Origin of the sequence: Methanosarcina sp. UBA5 (assembly GCF_002505485.1) — an archaeon.
GTDB lineage: Archaea > Halobacteriota > Methanosarcinia > Methanosarcinales > Methanosarcinaceae > Methanosarcina.
The window spans coordinates 32,555-51,263 of the sequence record NZ_DAVG01000123.1 but is presented as its reverse complement, the minus strand read 5'-3'; the positions used below and the strand labels follow the sequence as shown (position 1 = coordinate 51,263).

Below are 18,709 nucleotides of genomic sequence, written 5' to 3'. Positions count from 1 at the left end.
TGTTTGATGAAAAGCGCTTTGAGGTACTGGGATAAAAGGACTTAATGATAGATGCCGGAGCAAATAGGCAGATAGAATACTTAAATAAATCTAATAGAAATATTGAGTAGAGATTTGATATATACATTAAATCGAGGTTTCTTGGAACTTGACTCTGGACTTAATAGACCGAAAAATCATAGAGGTTGAACTACGGATATCATTAAAGAATTCGGTTTCGATCCGTTTTTTCTAGATTTCATGACAAAGCTTGCTATAGCCTTTCTGATAGGGATAATGGTAGGTATAGAAAGGGAGCATAGAGGCATTGAGCACGAAATTTTTGCCGGGGTGAGAACCTACAGCATAACCTGTATAACAGGTATGTTAACTGCATTTGTAAGTACGGCAACAGGACAAGGTTTTGTCTACGTAGCCGCGCTCTTTTTCGGAGCAATCTGTTGCATAATCACCTATGCCAAGATATTTCTCTTCAAACGGATCGGGGTTACCAGCCCTATAAGTCTCTTTTTCATATTTGTTATGGGAATCCTTGTGGGCTATGACTACGGCATGTTTGCTATTATCTCTTCAATAGTTGTAGCTTTTCTTCTGATCCAGAAAAAGCCTCTTCACCAGTTTGCAGGAAACCTGACAAAGGAAGAACTCTACAATGCCATACAGTTCCTGGCTGTGGCTTTTATACTTTATCCGGTAATGCCAGATAGGGAGTTTTTAGGGGTTATAAATTTCAGGTATGCAATCCTTATTGTAATTCTTGTTTCTCTTATCAGTTTTTTAAGTTATGTGCTCCTGAGGAAGTTCGGCACAAAGCGTGGGATCTGCTATTCCGGCTTCGTAGGCGGCTTTGTGAACAGCGAAGCCACAACAGCTGCACTTGCAGGTCTCTCGAAACGAGCAGAGGAAATGGCCGACCCTGTGCTTACTGGAATCTTGCTCTGCAATATCTCCATGCTCATCCGAAATCTTGTATTAGCCCTGATTGTTGACCCGACTGGCCAGACAACTCTGCGTATGCTTCCTCCACAGGCCGTGATTATCTTTGTTTCCGTAGTAATAGCTCTCAGGTATGATAAGAAATTCTGTCCTATAGATGGAGGAGAACTTAAAATTGAATCTCCTTTCTCGCTTGGGCAGGCATTTAAATTCGGCTTTGCTTTTACCGTCATTCTGATAGTAGGAAGTTTTGCCTATAAAGTTGCAGGGACTGCAGGAATTTACGTCACTGCCCTCGGTGCTCTTGTTAGCAGTTCGGGAGTGATTGTTTCGGTAGCCTTACTTGCAGTAAGTGGAAACATTTCCTATGCAACCGCAGCAAACACTGCAGTCCTTGCAAGCCTGATAAGCACGGTTAACAAGATCTTGCTTTCGAAAATTTCCGGTTCTTCCAGCCTTTTCGCTCTTACCAAGAAAACTTTTGGGGTAGTTACAGTTATCGGAACTCTTGCTTTACTTTTGTGGAACTTCGTGTGAACAGTTCTGACACGGATTTTTGTTTTCATTATAAGTGATCTTATGATCTCATGCTCGAAATTTGGATCAAACTACTGTGCTCACAATCCTATAATTGATGTTTGTGGACCTGAATTACTGCTTAACGTGAGCATCTTTATATATATACAGAATAGTAAAATTATATAAAAGTTAATCTTGAACTGGTAAGGAGTATGGAAGCGAGCTGAGATATATTAAGAAGAGTACTTGCTTAAAAAAAACAATTTGATAAAAGTAGAAGGAGTATTTAAAAGTTTATTAAAAAGCAAGATGGATACTAAAATACTTATTGAAAAGGAAGAACTATATTAAAATATATTAGAAAGTAAAAAGCACTTTAAAAAGTAAAAAATACATTTATAAGTACGGATAAATAAGTACGGATAATCTTAAAAAAGAACAATAAGATTTGAAATTCCTTAAACAAAGACTATACTAAGAAGCACTGAGACTCAAAAGGTCAATAAAGGTTTTAAGGTTAAGTAAAATCAATAGAGGTTAATAATTCAATAAAACCTAAACGGTTAAGCTTCAACCTGAATATTAGCTTAAAATTACATAAGATTTTTATTTGATCTGTGGATTTCCTAAATTTCACAATCGCAAGATGCGGGGAATAAGATGAAAACAAAAATAATTGTGCTGCTTCTTATATTCGGCGCCGTTTTACTTTCAGGATGCATAGGGAATGAACAGCCCTCAACAGAGAAAAATGCAACCCCTGAAGAAACAGTAACTCCTGTGGAAAATACAACTGTCACAGAAACACCTGAAGAAAATATAACTGCCGGAGAAAACGAAACATCTGAAGAAAACGTAACCTCAGAAGAAAATGTAACCTCAAAAGAGAACGAAAAATTAGAAAAAAATATAACTTCAGGAGGGAATGGAAGACTCAATGTCTCAACTACTGAAATTAAGGAAACTCCTTATCTGTTAAGACTGATCAATAAAAGAGTAAGTTCTTCAAGTCTTGATATAAAAAAGGGAGAATCAATTTCTTGGATAAATATGGAAGACAGCCCAAAAAGGGTTCTTACCCTCGTAAGTGAAGAAAAGCTCTTTGAGGACACAAAACTTGTGTACAAACGTGCTTTTACATATACCTTCAACAGGACCGGAGACTACCATTTCAACGTTGTCGGCCAGCCCAGAATGAATGTTACTGTTAATGTAGCTGAGCCATGATAAATAGTTCCTGAAACTGAAGAGTCGAAAGTTCAGAGGACCGGGCTTAATGAGATACTCTAATTAGTTCCATCATTCTGAAGAGGGTTTAAAAAACAAGGACACGGATTTTGCAGGAAAGGCCGATAAAATTTCGGCCGATAAAATTTCCTGGCAAATCTATTTTCATCACATTTTTTAAATAGGGACTTCTTTGGGCAAGAATACCTTTTTTGCATCTTCTGATATGTACATGGCCTTTTCTGAGGCCTTCAGAGCTATAGTTTCTTTTCTAAACTGTATATAAAATAACACTAAAATAATTTTATATTATATATCCCGATCAGTACTTATCACCCAAAATTCGTGCCCTTGCTTCAAAAATAACTCCGGCTTAACGGACTGTTCTAAGAAAGCATTATTATTTATAAAAGGCTTATATTAAACTAGGAATACAAAAGGTAGGTTAACAACAAGGGGGAGGGGATTGACAACAAAAAAATAATTTTACTCCTGATAGTCCTATCAGTAATAATTTCAGGCTGCCTGAGCTCGGAAGACGAGAAGAAGAATGAAAAAGAAGACTGAGAGGCAGGCGGCAGTTCAGAGGCGCGCAAAGACAAAGAGAAGTGAAAACACCCAAAGGAGTACAGGTAGAAACGTGGACAACGGAAGGGACGGAAACTGAAGGAAAAATGTGGACACCGGAAAACGGAAAAACAGGAAGAAAGGATAACACAGAAAGAGCTTGAAACACCGGCAAAAACGGAAAAGCAGGCAGAATTGAGCACTCCGAAAGAAAAGGGAACTTCTAGAATTCCAGATGAATCTGAAATGAAGAAAACAGAAGTCTGGACCGGGAAAGGGGAGCGAACTGGGGCCGTCCAGCCTAGCGGAACCTCACCGATGTCACATTTTGTAAGGCTTAAGAATTATCTTATGATCCCTTCAAGCCTGAAAATCAATATAGGAGATACGGTTATTTGGAGGAATTACCAGGAATCCAGTGTGCTTACCCTGACCAGCAGGGAGCGTCTTTTCGAGGATCAAAGGCTTGCGTGTGGAAGTAACATGAAGTATACATTCAATGAGCCCGGAAGTTACAATTTCAGTGTAAAAGGTTATCCTCAAATGCAGACGACCATCACTGTAAAATAAGATCCCAAAGTATAGCAGTTTCAAATGACATATCAAACTATAGTCGAAGGCACAACAAAGGTTTCAGTTCCGGTACCGCCTCCGGATGCAACCTTCCCTCCCTCGGCAGCTCCGGTTTTTTACAATCCGGAGATGGAGCTTAACCGCGATATTAATGTTGCAGCTACGGCTGCATTTGTGGAAAAGCTTCTTTCGAGAAAAGAGCTTCTCAGGGAAGAAGTCCGTTATGTGGACGCTTTCTCAGCGTCAGGGATAAGGGGGCTTCGGATTGCGGGAGAAGTCGGAATCCATGCGACCATGAATGACTGGAGTCCTGAAGCGTTTGAACTTATAAAGGAAAATATAAAAATTAATGGGCTTGAGGAACAAACCCTGGCTACCCGCAAGAGTGCAAATGTGCTGCTTCACGAGCAAAAATTCCATATCGTGGACATCGATCCTTTTGGCACTCCTTCGCCTTTCCTGGACGCAGCATCGGCCTCAGTTCGGAATCTGCTGTCGGTTACGGCAACGGATACAGCTCCCTTATGCGGGGCCCACCTGAAAGCCGGGATACGGAAATATGCGGCTATACCCCTTAACACGGAATATCACAGTGAAATGGGACTTCGAGTTCTCCTGGGAGCCTGTGCTAGAGAGCTTGCAAAGCATGAAAAAGGAATGGTACCCCTGCTTTCCCATGTGACGCGCCACTATGTTCGTACTTATCTCGAAGTTCTCCCTGGAACAAAACAGACTGACCGAACTCTAAAGTCAATGGGCTTCAGCATTCATTGTCCGAAATGCGGGTTTCGAAAACCGGTGTACGGACTTGCAGTACATATCGAAAAGGAATGCCCTGTTTGCGGGGCTTTCACACAAATTGCAGGCCCTTTATGGCTTGGACCGTTCAGAGAACGGGCATTCTGTGATGAAGTTATTTCCGAACTTGAAGTGCATCCTCTAAACACAAAGGATAAAGCAAAAAAAATAATTACTTTCTGCAGGGACGAACTCGATATCCCGATGTTCTATGATCAGCATGTGATCTGTAAAGAACTTGGAGCTTCTGCAACCGGAATAGAAACCCTGGTAGAAGCCCTTAAAGCCAACGGATTTGAAGCATCAAGGACTCATTTCAGCGGCACTTCATTCCGAACCGATGCGCCTATTACAGAAATAAAGGAGATAATCAGGGCGCTTTCAGGATGAGTTCCGAGGTAAAAACTGCAGAAATAAAAATGCTGATTATAAACTGTCCCAGTATTATATTGTCCCAGTATTATATAAACCATTGAAGGATACTTAAAGCGCTTTGACTTAGATCCAGAAGTAATCCGCCAAAAAAAATTCCAGTGTGATATTATGTCCGACGAAAATCCAGAAAAGTTATTTTTGCAGGAAAAACCCACTCGTGCGCTACTGTTTATAGGCTCGATGGGAAAGACATATGCATCTGTTATTTCTAAAGAGATAGACTCTACCTTTGCCCATACAACGAGGATCCTGGCAAAAATGGAACAGTGCGGGCTTATAAGATTCACATTCGAGGGGCGGATAAAATTTGTCGAACTTACGGAATATGGAAGAGAGGTCGAAGCTGCCCTTAAAGAGTTCAGTGATCTAATTGAAGAGGAGCCTTCGAAGAATAAGAAAGAGGAGTCCCGAGATACAGGTCTTGAAGGGGAAAAAGCTGCAGAAGAGGAAGGCGGTAAGGAACCTGAAAAGGCAGAAGATCTTGACTCTTTGAATGCCGAAATTCTTGAGAAGATTCAAAAACTTAGGAATAAAATCGAAAGGATCCATAGGGATGCAATAGAGCAGGGAGATAGCAAAGATACAATTTCCCGTAAACTTGGCCCTTACAGTCGGGATATTAAAAAACTTCAGAACCAGATTGAAAGGGCAGAAAGCCCCATTAGTGAGACTGTCACCTTAGCTCTGGAAAAAAGTGAGGAGCTTCTGGAAACTTACCTCAGGAGCTGAGGAATAATTCAGTTCCCGGTAAAAACAGAGCAGAAGAGAGAATTGGTCGGAAGAATATGATAAAAGTTGTAACCCTCCAGCATATTTACGGAAAGAACCGGGAAAGGATGGCTGGGCTTTTGAAAACCCTGGTTGAGAATGAATTGAATGAGCTTGAAGTAAAAGTTGAGATTTCTATTACCCCTGAAAACTGGGCCGAGTTCACCCTTGAAGGGGAGGATGAAGAAGTATCTGCAAATTTGCTGACCTCCAGATATGGGACACCTGCCGAAAAAGCTGAACCCGGAAAGGTATACTTGGGTTTTCTCCAGGCTTTCGGAGAGGATGCTTTTCTGGTCAATATTGGTGTGCCTGTAAGAGTTGAAACCGGGGAGCTGAAAGCTCTAGGGAGCGGAAAACCAAAACAACTTGCCTCAAGATTCGGCCTTATACCCCATTTGCCAGCTGAAGTAGAGATTATTGAGGCTAATAAGAATTTAAAAGCTCGCTTCACCAAAAAGCAGCTTGATATCTGGTGGAGTTGGAAAAAGGCAGCTACTGATAGGGTAACTGTTAACGGAGCAACCCGCTCGGAAATCAAAAGCGCAATTAAAAAAACAGGTCATGGAAGGGATATTTACGAAATCGAGCGGCTGGGGCTGCTGGAACATGCAATTGTGTGCCGGGAAAAAACCGATGGGCCTGGTATAGTTGCAGCGATAGGACCTCGCCTGAAATCCGAGATGGGAGTAGTAGTCGGAGCAGCTCGCTGACAGCTTGCCTTGAGGAAAAATAGGGTAAAGCTCGAAAAAAAGAGCTAGCCCGGGAAATATTGTAAGCCAGTTGGTTTTGAGAATAGGGCGCGGCTTAAAACCCGGAATTATTAATAATAATTCACATGTAATACTGTTAGAAAGAGAAACAAATTTATATTGTTATCTTAAAAAGGCAGTGTTCATGCCCTGATCCATAGCACTCGGTCTCGGTAACTCTGTACTCCTTATCGAGCTTTCCTTTAAGAATTCCCTCAATAATGCCTTCTCTTAAGGTGCAGAAGGGTTTTCCTATAACCGGTATTGATCTGGCTTTGAAATCGTCTTCAATCTGCAGAGCAAGAAGATCTACAAGTACGGTAACCCGGCATTTCCCCTGGAATTCCAGAAAATCCCCGATTTCCTTCAGGAGTTCCTCAGGGGTTTCGGATTCAAAAATGGGGGAAATAGATCTTCCAAGATCGTTTCCTATCGCTTTTATAACCGGGGAATTGTCAATTCCGTATGCTCCAAAGCCAAAGTAAAGCGCATGGAGCAGCATTTCTACAAAGCAGAACCTATCGTTTCCGTACTCAGGAGCTTTTTCCAGTAAACTCCTGTAATGCTCGATGAAAGGTTCCTGAGAGCAGCCCATGTAGCGGGAAGTGAGAGAATAAATCTTTCGGCGGCGATCTTTTGGGTCAAAGTTTTCTTCTACAAGCTCGCACGATCTGAGATTGTTAAGGTGTACGGAAACAGTTGATTTGGCTTTTGCTGTAGATTTTACGATTTCATCAAACGACCTGGGTTCTTCCCTGAGCAAATTAAGGATCTGAAGTTTAACAGGACTGCCTATTGCTACCAGTTCTTTTTCATTATAAAAAAATTCTGTTTTACTCTCAGATTTTGCCATAATATCTTTAGATAAGTTGCATTTAGAATATATAAATCGTTCGCGCACCCACGAAGAATATCTTATTGTATATAATTACATGTTTATAAAATGTTTTTATTTAAATAAGCAAACCCGAAAAGAGATCTATTTGATTCGGGAAAAGAAAAGTTTGATTCTGGGAGAGATATATATTATTCAAAAAGAGAAATATTTGATTATGGAGATGATTTATAGATAGAAATATAGGTAAGCTAATTATATTACTCCAATGAAAACAAATAGACAGTAGGATACCAGAAATGCGGATGAGGTGCCGGAAAGGATTTGTCAGGAATAATAAAGAAAGCATGAAAGCCTCAGATCTATTCGGCTTGAAATCTTTAAAAAAAGCAAAGGGGAAAATACATGGGATTATTCAAAAGGATGGAGACAGTATTTAAATCAAAGATGAATACAGTGCTTAACAGGATGGAAGACCCACGGGAAACGCTGGACTATTCCTATGAGAGACAGCTCGAATTGCTCCAGAACGTGAAGAGAGGAGTTGCGGAAGTTACAAGCTCAAAAAAGCGCCTCGAGCTCCAGCGTGCAAAACTGGTTCAAAATACGGACAAGCTTGAAAAACAGGCAAAAGATGCAGTTGCCGCTGGCAGGGAGGACCTTGCAAGGCTGGCTCTTGAGAGAAAAGCCGCTCTTGCGCAGCAGGTCGAGGGGATCGATAGGGAAATTGCAGAGCTCGAGAAGCAGCAAGAAAAACTGATAGCCTCGGAAAAGCGACTTTCAACTAAAGTGGAGATTTTCAGAACCCGGAAAGAGTCAATTAAAGCTCAGTACTCGGCTGCTGAAGCCCAGGTGAAAATAAATGAATCCGTTACAGGGATAAGCGAAGAAATGGCGGATGTAGGCCTTGCGCTCGAAAGGGCTGAAAATAAAACCGAAGAAATGAAAGCTCGGGCTGAGGCAATTGATGAGCTTATGGAAGCTGGCACACTCGAAGACCTCACAGGTGGCAGGGACGACATTGATCGGGAACTTGCAAAAATTAGTGCTCAGAGCAATGTAGAATCAGAACTTGCCAGACTTAAGGCCGAAGCCGGAAAAGAGCCTGAGAAAGCGAGAACCGGGGAAGAAGGTACGGGAGAAAGAAAGGGGGTCTGAAGTTGATAATCAGGATTATGGGTGAAGGCCAGTACAGGGCACCTGAAGCTCTCTGTGACGAGCTGAACCAGATTGATAACCGGATTGTGGATCTGGTTGAGGAAGGAAAAAACGAGGAATTCCGAAGAGAACTTGCCAGATTGATCTCCAAAATAAAGGAAAAAGGGGAGCCGATTGAAGCGGAAGAACTTCTGGAATCCGACATTATCGTACCCCCTGAGGATCTGAGCCTTGAGGAAGCAAGAGATGTCTTTAAAGGTTCAGGAATCTTTGAAGATTAAAGCTGTGATCTATGAATAACTAAGAACAAATCTAAGAACAAGCCTTAAAACAAATCGAAGAACAATTTTCCGGCACTGAATTAAAGAATTAGCAGGCCTTAAGGGCCTGCGTTCACCGAATAACCATTACTGGAATCCTTGAGTGCCTTACGACCTTTTCTGCAACACTGCCGATCAGGAATTTTTTGATGCCTGTAAAGCCCTGTGTGCCCATTACTACAAGGTCAATATTGTTTTCCTGTGCATATTCAAGGATCTTTACAGCAGGAATGCCTTTCAGGAACGCGGGTTTAACTTTAACCCCGGCTTCTTTCCCCAGTTTTTCCACATCATCAATTGCAACTCTCCCCTTATTCGTAAGACATTCTTCAAATCCTTCGCTCCAGCCCTTAACCGTCCGGGTAGTTACTGCATGTTGAGTTGAGATTACATAAAGGGCATGCACTTCAGCACTTGCTATCTTTGCGAGATTCACTCCATAAGAAGCCGCTCTTTTTGCATTCTTCGAGCCGTCGGTTGCGATCAGAATTCTTTTGAAATGATTTTCTTCCGTTCTATCCACTCCCTTTTATGATACAATAAAGGCATATTTTCTATTCTCGCCTTAAAATTCGTCTATTCTTATTTTAAAGTATACTACTTTTTATTCTTTAATTAAAAATGAGTGTTATATTAAACTGCAATATCAAGCGTTCCAGCTTGATACGAAATACGTTATCATGCGTAGAGTATCAATAACTCTGTATAAAAAGTGACTGTTAACCAGATTTATTCAATATGTTCTAAAGCATATATCTTAAAATTTAAATCAGGGCTTTATTTATCAATGGATGTTATTTGTTCAATATATTTTAAAGTAGTATCTAAAATTTAAATGAGAGTTTTTAAAAGTGGGTAAAAGTCCTGAATATTTTATTGAAATCCGCAAATTAAGGTGGTAGATTTTGTCAAAAGAAAGGACTCATATCTTTTTCTTTCCACTATCTCTCATAAGAAAATTGATTTGATTTTCCTGTTCCTGTGAGGACTCTCAAAGTTGGAATAATATATATTCTCTCGAAAACCGATAGTTTTCTGGATTTCGTATTAATTGAGTTGTGCTAACATACTATCTGCTATCACAGCACATAGTATAAATATCCCAAAGTTCTATTTAATATCGTGTAAAAGCGAACAAACCTTACATTTTAAAACGTATTTTCGAAGCCGGCAATCACCACCTTCAGAATGCCGGTTTATATTGAAGAGCCGAAAAATCGGTTTCTTTCATTCCATGGGAGGAGAGGGGTTCTACAATCCTTTCCCCGCTCCTCATCGCTTTCTTCACTGGTTTCTGTTTTTTTCATCTGACGACTTTTTCGTTTTTATCTCGTTCTTCGTCCTGATTCGTGGTAACTTCTAGCAAGCTCACAGATCTGTTCTGCAACCTCGAGCGGGTCTTTCCCTACAAGAATACTCACAGGCTCTTTTCCAACCGCACCTGTTTCGTAAAAGACCCTGGGCATTTTCCCTCCTGCAGCCCGTATAGCTTCCTCTGCAATCCAGGAGATAGCCTCTCCTTCTGCATCCTTCAGATTCTCAGGCTCAAAAAGCCGGTCGACTACTGAAAACCCCCATCCCTTTTCTTTACAGTAAGCTTTTAGAAACTCAGCAATTTCCGGGTTACCTGCAAAATCTATAATAGACCTTATCTCAGAATCTTTTTTCCGGATTTCCAGTAGAAGATGTGCCATATAGCCAGAAGCCCCGAATTTTATTCTTCCGATAGCTTTCGGAAAACCATCAACTACGGAAATTCTCCCATCGACTGCAAGAATATCTTCAGAAGTGGTTGATTCTTTTGAAGCATAAACAAAATTTGTTCGAACTTCAGGAATCAAAGCTGAAAACTCTTCACAGTCTTCTATTTGTTCAAGCCCAAGATATAAACGCCCTATCATGTCTATCTTTTCGTTAAGATCCATACCATCACGGCTCCCCACCAGGTTTATCTTATGATACCTCTTCCGCATCTGCAAATTTGGACTGCAAACAATCGTACAATAGCATTTAAAGCAAGTTACAGGAAATTAGCAATCGTGAATTTATTTTTGTTAAATATATATTTATCTAACATATATGACCAATCCCATAATCTAGTGATTTCTCTTATTGTTGCTTCCTTAAAACTACAATTTTTTCTACTAACTATCTCAAAAAACTGCAATAATCTTGAAAAACAAATTCTTTGGTAAAATGCGGCTATATCTCGAATTTGCTATAAATTCAAAGTTAATTTTTGTGTACTGAGTATAATGCCGTTATCTCAAGATTAGATTTTCACACCACCAGCTACTTGAAATTTATGATTTTACAGAATCCTCCATAACAAGGTTTAAAAACCACGTGATTAACTGGCAAATTCCAGCTTCCTGATCTATAAAATAATCTTTTATGAATGAGAATCGATTAACCATTGACTCTGCATCCTGTTTTTTGTGGTGAAAAAAAAGGGTACAGAGTCAATCATAATTTACAGAACTTTTGGTACACTGCCTCCAACGCAGATGTTTAATACCTTTTAGGTCTAAGTTGAAAAGAAAAGTAAAGTAAAATTGCAAAAGCCGTAAGAAAATTAAATATGAGCTCATCCCAAAATCAGTTTTTTATTTCTCTCGACGATAGAATATGTCTCAGCCACATACTTCAATCTTCCTAAAAATACTCTATATTCTGAAGCTCAACTTGGGAAACAAAATTCGAATGCCTACTTCGGATTAGAATTATTGGATCACCAACAAATATCAATGGGCAAAGATTAATCCTAGAAATTGTCAGGGTCTATAACAAGAAAAAATATATTTAGGCACAGCCAGGCGTAGGCTAAAATTTTGCTTTTTCATTTACCTGAAGATCCTTAGAAATCATTTGTAATAATCTCCATTAAACCTTCTTTCCCACAGCATAACCAACTGCCCCAATAATAGCGTCTGAATCAATATCTCTATTAAAGTTATCAAAGCGAATTTTAATGGGTATGACTCAGCAGTGAAATAAACATAATGTTCTATCAGACCTCCAGAGGCTGCCAGGTATCCGAAGACAAAAACAATAGCAGTTATGAGTAATCCACCCCATACCTGACCAAGTTCGAAAATCCGCTTTCTGAAGGGCAAGAGAACACCTGCAAAAAGCATTCCCCTAATTAATTGTGCTGGCATAAATAGCATCTGAACATGAGTGCTCAAAGGATCTCTTAAGTAGCTTAATGCATAGAGAGAAGGAGGGTAAAATTCACTTGCTCCCAGAACCTTCTGTGCGATTATTCCTGCGAAAAAATAAGTTATTGAATGAAGAATCGAAAACCCTATTACAAATTTAGAAATTGATTTGATATGAAGCATTTTTTAACTCTTTTTTAGTTTTTATATTATTAGTCACATTGAAATTAACTGGTACAATAACTCTTCTTATTTTTAAATTATCGCAACTCCAGAATCACCGATGTGATCATACTTCAAAGTCATTAGAAAACTCTGAATGTTGATCTAATTGCGCTGGCGTACTCTCTGCAATCAATGGTTATTCGACAGAAATAAATTTTGGATCTCGCCCTAAAAACCTTATTTGCCGAACGTAACCTGTTTTCACTGAATGAATACTCGGGCCAGTCCGAAAAAGTAAAAAATAACAAAAATCTTTCGTATAAAGAGAAGCAAGTGAATTTTCGATCTTATTTAAACAACATACTGGAACGATTTATTTCTACTTTTTATATCTATTATTAAGAAAAGCCGCACGGGGTGCGTGATAATACTTGGCAACCTAAAAATTTATATATTTTCCATGCTGTATTAAGATTTACAGATTGCCAAGGTGGCGGAGTGGTCACGCAGTCGCCAGCAGAGCGATTCAGTCCTGGTTCAAATCCGGACCTTGGCTTCTTTTAATTTTTTAAAACAACTTCTTCATTGCAAATAACTTTGATTCTCTGTTTTTTATATCGTTTAACTTTCTATCTCTTTAGTTCGCTTGAGGCAACCATTGAACTGCAATTGTTGACCCGCAACCGTTGCGCCGGTTGATCACGCCGACTACCGATGTTTTAGATTTTGCAGTTTTTCGGTCAAGCCTTTTCAAAAAAGGCTTGTGATCACGCCGGATAGGGTTTGGGATTAAGGTTCTCAAACTCAAATGTTGCGCTGTTTTTCGTTTTCGATCAAACCTTTTTTGAAAAGGTTTGCGCTCAAGCTTTTTTTGAAAAGGCTTGCGGACAAGCAGTTTTTTAAAAAGGCTTGTGGGACTCGGGCTGCAGAATCGCAAATCTACCGAAAAGAGCCACATGTTACTGAAGCGCAATTTTGATCGTATTCCGGAAGTAGAATTAGAAAATTGATAATCTGAAAATTGGGCATCCGGATATTGGGGAGTGGGGGTGTTGGGGGTTATTAAAAACAGTTTAAAAGGTCTTTTCTGACCTTCCCAGATGCCCACACCCTAGTTTACCTCATGATATATATAATTAAAGTTTATTAGTTTCTCCATAGAGTGCCTTCAAGGAAACTATAAGTTACTTGCGGGTAAAGTTTCTAAATTAACTATAAAATGAGTTTTTAAAGTCCCTTTGGGTAAATCAGGATGAGTGGAGAGAAAAATTCTTCTGTTATGATTAAATTAACTCCCAGAAAAACCCGATTACCTGTGATCCTGAAGAAACTTGGTATCTAACGCCTGTTTCTTAATTAAAATTCAGCCCTCTTGAGCGAAACCCAGCATAGCGAAAAGGGTTCTGTCTTACCGAAGTGGTACTCGGGCTGTAGAGCAGCAGCTATGCTGGAAAAACATTTATCATGCTTTGTGATATAAAAATACTCACGAATAACAGCTAATCTAACCAGAAACGGGCCGCTGATCTATTGGCAAAAGACAAGCGAATAAGGTTTCCATCAGGTTCATATCAGGCTTTTTGTGAAGGCATCCGCTACAAAATAGACCCTGAGAATGACATCGTGGAAATGACCCAGAAATTGAATCCAAGATATAGCCCTGAGAGCAGGGAAGAAGCTGTTAATCTGGCAAATAAACATGGAGTAGAAAAAATTCAAAAAAGAGCCAGGTTGTTCTCAAAACTCCTTCTTCTTTCAATACTGTTATTTCTATTTTTGATGTTTTTCCCTGCTAATTTCTCTGCAAACTCCAAAAACTTCTTTATATCAGCCGGAAGATTTCTAACGATCGTGTCAGAAATTATTTTCCTTTATATGTTTGGTTATTACAGGGCCATGATGAATTATTGTACGGATTCATACTGCGAAAAATGCGGGAAGCATTTCGTTTTTGAGGAATTTCAGGCTCCACTAGTAAAGGAAGAAAGCAAAATCGATGTTTATACAAAAACCCTAACACAGTACTGGCATTGCAGAAACTGCGGGCATGAAGCTATAAAAATCGAACTTCAATCCATAGACCACCATCACGAGAAAAGGCAGGGTAATTTAAAAGAAGACACCTGTGAGGAGTGCGGGGAAGAGCATGCAATAGAAGAATACAGGAATATTGACGTATTAAATTACGTTCTCAAAAAGAAAATAAGGTATTTTAAATGCAGAAATTGCGGCTACCATGAAATCAGATTAAGTAAATGGTTCAGAATTGTATAACAATTTCAACTGTTGACCCGCAACCGTTGATCCGCAACCGTTGCGCCGGTTGATCACGCCGCTGCTAGGGTTTTCGATAAAACCTTTCTTCAAAAGGTTTTCGGTCAAGCAGTTTTTTAAAAGGCTTGTGATCACGCCGCTTAGAGAAAGGTAGAAATCTTAGAGGGGGTAGAGATAAGACTCTAAAACAAGATTCTAAAACTCAAAAATTGCCTTGTTTTCCTGTTTTCATCAAACTTTTCTTTAAAGTTTTCAATCAAACCTGTTTAAAAAAGGTTTGAGAGCAAGCCTTTTTAAAAAGGCTCGCTTTTCTGGCTGCCTGGTTTCAGGCCTGTTTAAGAAGCACTTTCATATCCTCTTCGACGGTTGTATTGGGTCTTAGATTGAAGTTTTCAACCAGCACTTTAACAACATTGGGTGAGAGGAAAGCTGGAAGTGTCGGGCCGAGTGTGATATTTTTTACGCCGAGACTAAGGAGGGCAAGCAGCACAAGCACGGCTTTTTGCTCGTACCAGGCTATATTGTAGGACACAGGAAGGTCATTTATATCCTCAAGCCCAAAAGCCTTTGCAAGTTTCTGCGCTATTACCACAAGCGAATAGGAATCATTGCACTGTCCTGCATCGAGAACTCTCGGGATTCCTCCGATATCACCAAGGTCAAGTTTATTGTAGCGGTATTTGGCGCAGCCTGCAGTCAGGATCACTGTATCTTTAGGGAGAGCTTTTACAAAATCGGTATAGTAAGTTCTCTCTTTCTGCCTGCCGTCACAGCCTGCTATAACCATAAACCTGCTGATCTTTCCGGTTTTTACGGCGTCTATAATTTTATCCGCAACCGAGAGAGCTGCCTCGTGCGCAAAGCCTGCGGTTATAGTTCCGCTTTCAATCGGTTCGGGAGGCTTGCTCGTTTTTGCCTGCTCGATGAGAGGGGTAAAATCCTTTGTGTCGTTTTCTTTTTCGTAGATATGGGTAAGCCCTTCAAATCCAACGACTCCTGTAGTATAAATCCGGTTTTTGTACGACTCTCTTGGAGGAATTATGCAGTTTGTAGTCATCAGGATAGGGCCGTTGAACTTCTCAAACTCCTCATTCTGCTTCCACCAAGAGTTACCGTAATTGCCCGCGAAGTTATCGTACTTCTTGAAGGCAGGGTAAGCATTTGCGGGCAGCATTTCCCCATGCGTATAAACATCAATTCCTGTACCTTTTGTCTGCTCAAGAAGCTGTTCCAGATCCCGCAGGTCGTGCCCGCTAATAAGAATTCCTGACCTGTTCCTCACACCGATATTAATGGCTATAGGCTCAGGGTTTCCATAGGTTTCAGTATTTGCCTTATCTAGCAGGGCAAGGACGGATACACCTTTTTGCCCGCATTCCATAACCAGGCCAAGCAGGGATTCTATACTCAGGCTGTCATCTGTAGTCGAAACCAGCCCTTTTTCTATAAATTCATAAGTGGCTTCATCCTTGTATCCCAGGACATAAGCGTGGTGAGCATAAGCAGCCAGCCCTTTCAGGCCATAGGTTAGAAGTTCCCGAAGAGACCTGATATCCTTGTCCTGCGTAGAGTGAACTGCAACCTCAAGGCTTTCTATATTTTCCGGAGTAACCGTAACCACAGCAGGCAAGTCTCTTTTGGATGGTATCATTTCGGCGGGAATCTTTGCTTTAATTTCATCTCTGAGGTCAAACCCTTTCTTTAAAAGGATCTCTATTTCCCGCCTGTCAAAATTGGTATTGGTAAGGGTCGCAAAGAAGCTGTCAAGCAAAAACCTGTCTGTTGCTTCTTCATTAAGGCCTAAAGCTCTTGCTTTCAGGTTATAGAACGCGATACTTTTGAGTACATAGATCAGTCTGTCCTGTAGATCTGCAACTTCCCCTTTTTTGCCGCAAACCCCATTTTTAATACAGCCTTTCACATTAAGCGTTTCCTGGCATTGATTACAGAACATACTATTTTCACCTCATATTTGTTTACAGAAAATTTCTCGTTTTTCCCTTGTTATTGAATGTCCTCTGTAATTTTAATAAATTTCCACTTATGTTCAAGCACAATATCTTTTTAATACCACTATCATTAAGATACTATTTTTCATGTGATACCATATCATATATAGCAGACAGTTTCAAAGTGGATATTGGTATCAAAGATCGATATCATACTCGATATCATAGAAAAATTTCAGTTCTGCACTGGCTTTTGGTATTTTGAGTTCTTGATCCTTTCATTGCTTCCTTTTTCATGTCTTGATCCTTTACTGCTTCTTTTTTAATCCGGTTAATTTTAAACACTTCAAAATATTTTTGATATAGATTTGTTTTTGATACTACGACACTGTGCTTGATTCATAAATTGTAAATAGTTTAAAAGTCGACACTCAAATGTCAACCTATTGTCAACGAAAACCTTTATTTCCAAGTAAACGTTCTTCTTCGCTACCAGTTTGAGTTTATTTTATGGTTAACAATAAAGTTGATAAGCCAGTTGAGCTGGCGGCAGAAAGAATAAAAGCAAAAATTAGAAAAACCTGAAAATTTGCCCTGTTGAACAGTGAGGGTTTAGTTTCATGAGCAATAAAGTAACCTATCCAAAAGTTATGTGTACGCAGCACCCGGACTCTGCATCAAGATATATATCCACGCAGGAAGAGCCGGGAGAAGCCATAGAAGCTGCGGTGATATTCGGCTGTGACGAATATATGCCGGATTATGAAGGGAAGGCAACTCCCTACCATCAGAACGTCCAGATCGTATCAAAATTCATAGAAGAAACAGATCTTATCCCTGGAAGGGATGTTTCCATTACTCCCAGGGCTCCGAGTGCGGTTCAGGAAAACCGGTTCAGACAACTCATGGTTATGATGTCAATTGCTGAGGCTAATTACAATGCCCTTGAACATTCGGATATCCAGGCAATCAATGAGTATGTGCATCCCATGACAGACAGCGTCAGGGAAATTATTGAAGCTCAGCAGCGTATGGTAGATGTAAGTGAGCTTGCAAAAAAGGAATTCGGTTTCTCAATGGAAGTCCCGCGCATAATTCCTCTTATAGAGGATGCTCCTGCGCTGTTACATGCAAAAGAACTTGCAGAAAATACGCTTCTTGCCTGGGAAGAGCACTTCGGGGCAGTTCCTGACAAATTTAGGGTATTCTTGGGCAAATCCGACTCTGCCCTCTCCTTTGGGCATGTTGCTAGCACGCTTTCATGCAAATACGCAATAAATGGACTTTCGGAGCTAAATTCCGAACTTGACACCCAAACCGGCATTATATTCGGAGCAGGAACGCTGCCTTTCAGAGGGCATCTGAACCTGAAGAATGCGGATAACTTTTTCAGAGAATACCAAGGGGTTGGGACTATTACTCTTCAGTCCGCGCTCAGGTACAGCCATAAAAAAGGAGACGCTGAAGCCCTGGTAAACCTTGCAAAGGCCAGGCTGCCTGAAACTCCTGAACTCTTTTCCGCCGAAGAAAAAACAGAAATAATAAACCTCATTGGGATATTTGGAACAAGCTACAGCCGGATTCTCAGGCAACTGGCTCCCACGATTAATCAAATAGCTGATCTTCTCCCACAGCAGCGGGATCGTCTTATGCACAAAGGTACAGGTGGCTATTCAAGAAGCGCTCCTGATATCTCAAGCCTGGTTAAACTCTGCCGTACCGATATCGGAAAAGAGCTTGAAGCCAGCATGCCTGCTGAAAACCTCCACCTTCCAAGGGCAATTAAGTTTACAGGCGCTCTTTATTCCATAGGCCTGCCTCCGGAATTTATAGGTACAGGCCGTGCTCTTGAAGAAGCCCGGGAAAAACTCGGAGAAGCCACCTGTGAAAACTTGCTTACAAAATACTTCCCCTCCCTTGCAGTTGACCTGAATTTTGCATCAGGATATCTGGATCTCAATGTAGCTTCCCGCTTCCTATCCAGGGAATGTCTGAAGGAAGTCCGCAAAGATCTCGATATCCTGCATGAGGTCTTTGATCTTGAAACCAGTTCCGAACCTTCTTACCGCATCCTGATCGAAATGATGCAGCCTGATCTCCTGCAGGCAGGAAGTAAAGGAAACTGGATGGATGAGGAAGTTTCCCAGCTTGTGTGCTCAACCCTCACCAAAATGGGAAAAATAAGAAAAGCTCTCGGTTGAATAATTCTGTCTCCTACCGTGACTTTTTCTTCCTTTTTTACCTTCCTTCAGTGCTGCTGCCGTCGACCTCG

At 40.5% G+C, this 18,709-nt stretch carries 18 protein-coding genes, 1 tRNA gene and 1 pseudogene; 12 read left to right on the top strand and 8 right to left on the bottom strand.

The genetic code is table 11. The annotated features are described in order from the left end of the window. The first annotated feature begins 240 nt into the window (after window positions 1–240). From BP621_RS15815 to BP621_RS15785, 7 genes are all read left to right on the top strand, one after another. Window positions 241–1,473, top strand: a complete 1,233-nt coding sequence (locus tag BP621_RS15815) for an MgtC/SapB family protein (RefSeq protein ID WP_292391594.1) — start codon at window positions 241–243, stop codon at window positions 1,471–1,473. Window positions 1,474–2,115: 642 nt separating this feature from the next. Further along, window positions 2,116–2,682 carry a hypothetical protein gene (locus BP621_RS15810; RefSeq protein ID WP_292391592.1) on the top strand — a complete coding sequence of 189 codons (567 nt, stop codon included), beginning with the start codon at window positions 2,116–2,118 and terminating at the stop codon, window positions 2,680–2,682. 608 nt (window positions 2,683–3,290) lie between these two features. Then, window positions 3,291–3,413: a hypothetical protein gene (locus BP621_RS15805; protein WP_292391590.1), complete on the top strand. Its 123-nt coding sequence runs from the start codon at window positions 3,291–3,293 to the stop codon at window positions 3,411–3,413. Between the two features lie 82 nt (window positions 3,414–3,495). Continuing rightward, the gene (locus BP621_RS15800; RefSeq protein ID WP_292391588.1) at window positions 3,496–3,819 is read left to right on the top strand and encodes a hypothetical protein; all 324 of its coding nucleotides are present in this window, start codon (window positions 3,496–3,498) and stop codon (window positions 3,817–3,819) included. A gap of 24 nt (window positions 3,820–3,843) precedes the next feature. Continuing rightward, window positions 3,844–5,010, top strand: coding sequence for a tRNA (guanine(10)-N(2))-dimethyltransferase (locus tag BP621_RS15795; protein WP_292391586.1), 1,167 nt, complete (start codon window positions 3,844–3,846; stop codon window positions 5,008–5,010). A gap of 153 nt (window positions 5,011–5,163) precedes the next feature. Continuing rightward, window positions 5,164–5,784: a MarR family winged helix-turn-helix transcriptional regulator gene (locus BP621_RS15790; RefSeq protein WP_292391585.1), complete on the top strand. Its 621-nt coding sequence runs from the start codon at window positions 5,164–5,166 to the stop codon at window positions 5,782–5,784. Between the two features lie 56 nt (window positions 5,785–5,840). Beyond that, window positions 5,841–6,536 carry a DUF2110 family protein gene (locus BP621_RS15785; RefSeq protein WP_292391583.1) on the top strand — a complete coding sequence of 232 codons (696 nt, stop codon included), beginning with the start codon at window positions 5,841–5,843 and terminating at the stop codon, window positions 6,534–6,536. Window positions 6,537–6,690: 154 nt separating this feature from the next. Here the strand turns inward: BP621_RS15785 and BP621_RS15780 are convergent, their stop codons facing one another. Next, on the bottom strand, window positions 6,691–7,428 hold the full coding sequence (locus BP621_RS15780; protein WP_292391581.1) for a V4R domain-containing protein: 738 nt from the start codon (window positions 7,426–7,428) through the stop codon (window positions 6,691–6,693). A gap of 387 nt (window positions 7,429–7,815) precedes the next feature. Here BP621_RS15780 and BP621_RS15775 point away from each other — a divergent pair, with 387 nt between their 5' ends. Next, on the top strand, window positions 7,816–8,568 hold the full coding sequence (locus BP621_RS15775; RefSeq protein WP_292391579.1) for a PspA/IM30 family protein: 753 nt from the start codon (window positions 7,816–7,818) through the stop codon (window positions 8,566–8,568). A gap of 2 nt (window positions 8,569–8,570) precedes the next feature. Further along, window positions 8,571–8,849 (top strand): PspA-associated protein PspAA, encoded by a 279-nt coding sequence (gene pspAA / locus BP621_RS15770; protein ID WP_292391577.1) that lies wholly within the window; start codon window positions 8,571–8,573, stop codon window positions 8,847–8,849. Between the two features lie 112 nt (window positions 8,850–8,961). On the opposite strand, the gene BP621_RS15765 is transcribed toward pspAA, so the two are convergent. From BP621_RS15765 to BP621_RS15750, 4 genes and pseudogenes are all read right to left on the bottom strand, one after another. Continuing rightward, window positions 8,962–9,411, bottom strand: coding sequence for a universal stress protein (locus tag BP621_RS15765; protein WP_292391575.1), 450 nt, complete (start codon window positions 9,409–9,411; stop codon window positions 8,962–8,964). 802 nt (window positions 9,412–10,213) lie between these two features. Then, complete coding sequence (locus tag BP621_RS15760) at window positions 10,214–10,813, bottom strand: thiamine-phosphate synthase family protein (protein ID WP_292391573.1); 600 nt, start codon at window positions 10,811–10,813, stop codon at window positions 10,214–10,216. Between the two features lie 393 nt (window positions 10,814–11,206). Next, window positions 11,207–11,354, bottom strand: a pseudogene (locus BP621_RS15755) (IS256 family transposase); the annotation flags it as partial. Window positions 11,355–11,752: 398 nt separating this feature from the next. Next, window positions 11,753–12,232, bottom strand: coding sequence for a hypothetical protein (locus BP621_RS15750; protein WP_292391571.1), 480 nt, complete (start codon window positions 12,230–12,232; stop codon window positions 11,753–11,755). 466 nt (window positions 12,233–12,698) lie between these two features. Between BP621_RS15750 and BP621_RS15745 the strand changes: the two genes are divergently transcribed. Beyond that, window positions 12,699–12,770, top strand: a tRNA-Cys gene (locus BP621_RS15745). An 81-nt stretch (window positions 12,771–12,851) separates the two neighbouring features. On the opposite strand, the gene BP621_RS15740 is transcribed toward BP621_RS15745, so the two are convergent. After that, on the bottom strand, window positions 12,852–13,022 hold the full coding sequence (locus tag BP621_RS15740; protein ID WP_292391569.1) for a hypothetical protein: 171 nt from the start codon (window positions 13,020–13,022) through the stop codon (window positions 12,852–12,854). A gap of 722 nt (window positions 13,023–13,744) precedes the next feature. On the opposite strand from BP621_RS15740, the gene BP621_RS15735 reads away from it, so the two are divergent. Beyond that, complete coding sequence (locus BP621_RS15735) at window positions 13,745–14,488, top strand: hypothetical protein (protein ID WP_292391567.1); 744 nt, start codon at window positions 13,745–13,747, stop codon at window positions 14,486–14,488. On the opposite strand, the gene BP621_RS15730 is transcribed toward BP621_RS15735, so the two are convergent. Both BP621_RS15730 and hcp read right to left on the bottom strand, forming a co-directional pair. Further along, complete coding sequence (locus BP621_RS15730) at window positions 14,462–14,596, bottom strand: hypothetical protein (RefSeq protein ID WP_292391565.1); 135 nt, start codon at window positions 14,594–14,596, stop codon at window positions 14,462–14,464. The two genes, BP621_RS15735 and BP621_RS15730, sit on opposite strands and share 27 nt — an antisense overlap. 217 nt (window positions 14,597–14,813) lie before the next feature. Continuing rightward, the gene (gene hcp, locus BP621_RS15725; protein ID WP_292391563.1) at window positions 14,814–16,442 is read right to left on the bottom strand and encodes a hydroxylamine reductase; all 1,629 of its coding nucleotides are present in this window, start codon (window positions 16,440–16,442) and stop codon (window positions 14,814–14,816) included. Between the two features lie 615 nt (window positions 16,443–17,057). On the opposite strand from hcp, the gene ppcA reads away from it, so the two are divergent. Continuing rightward, window positions 17,058–18,638: a phosphoenolpyruvate carboxylase gene (gene ppcA, locus BP621_RS15720; protein WP_292391561.1), complete on the top strand. Its 1,581-nt coding sequence runs from the start codon at window positions 17,058–17,060 to the stop codon at window positions 18,636–18,638. Window positions 18,639–18,709: the final 71 nt, after the last annotated feature.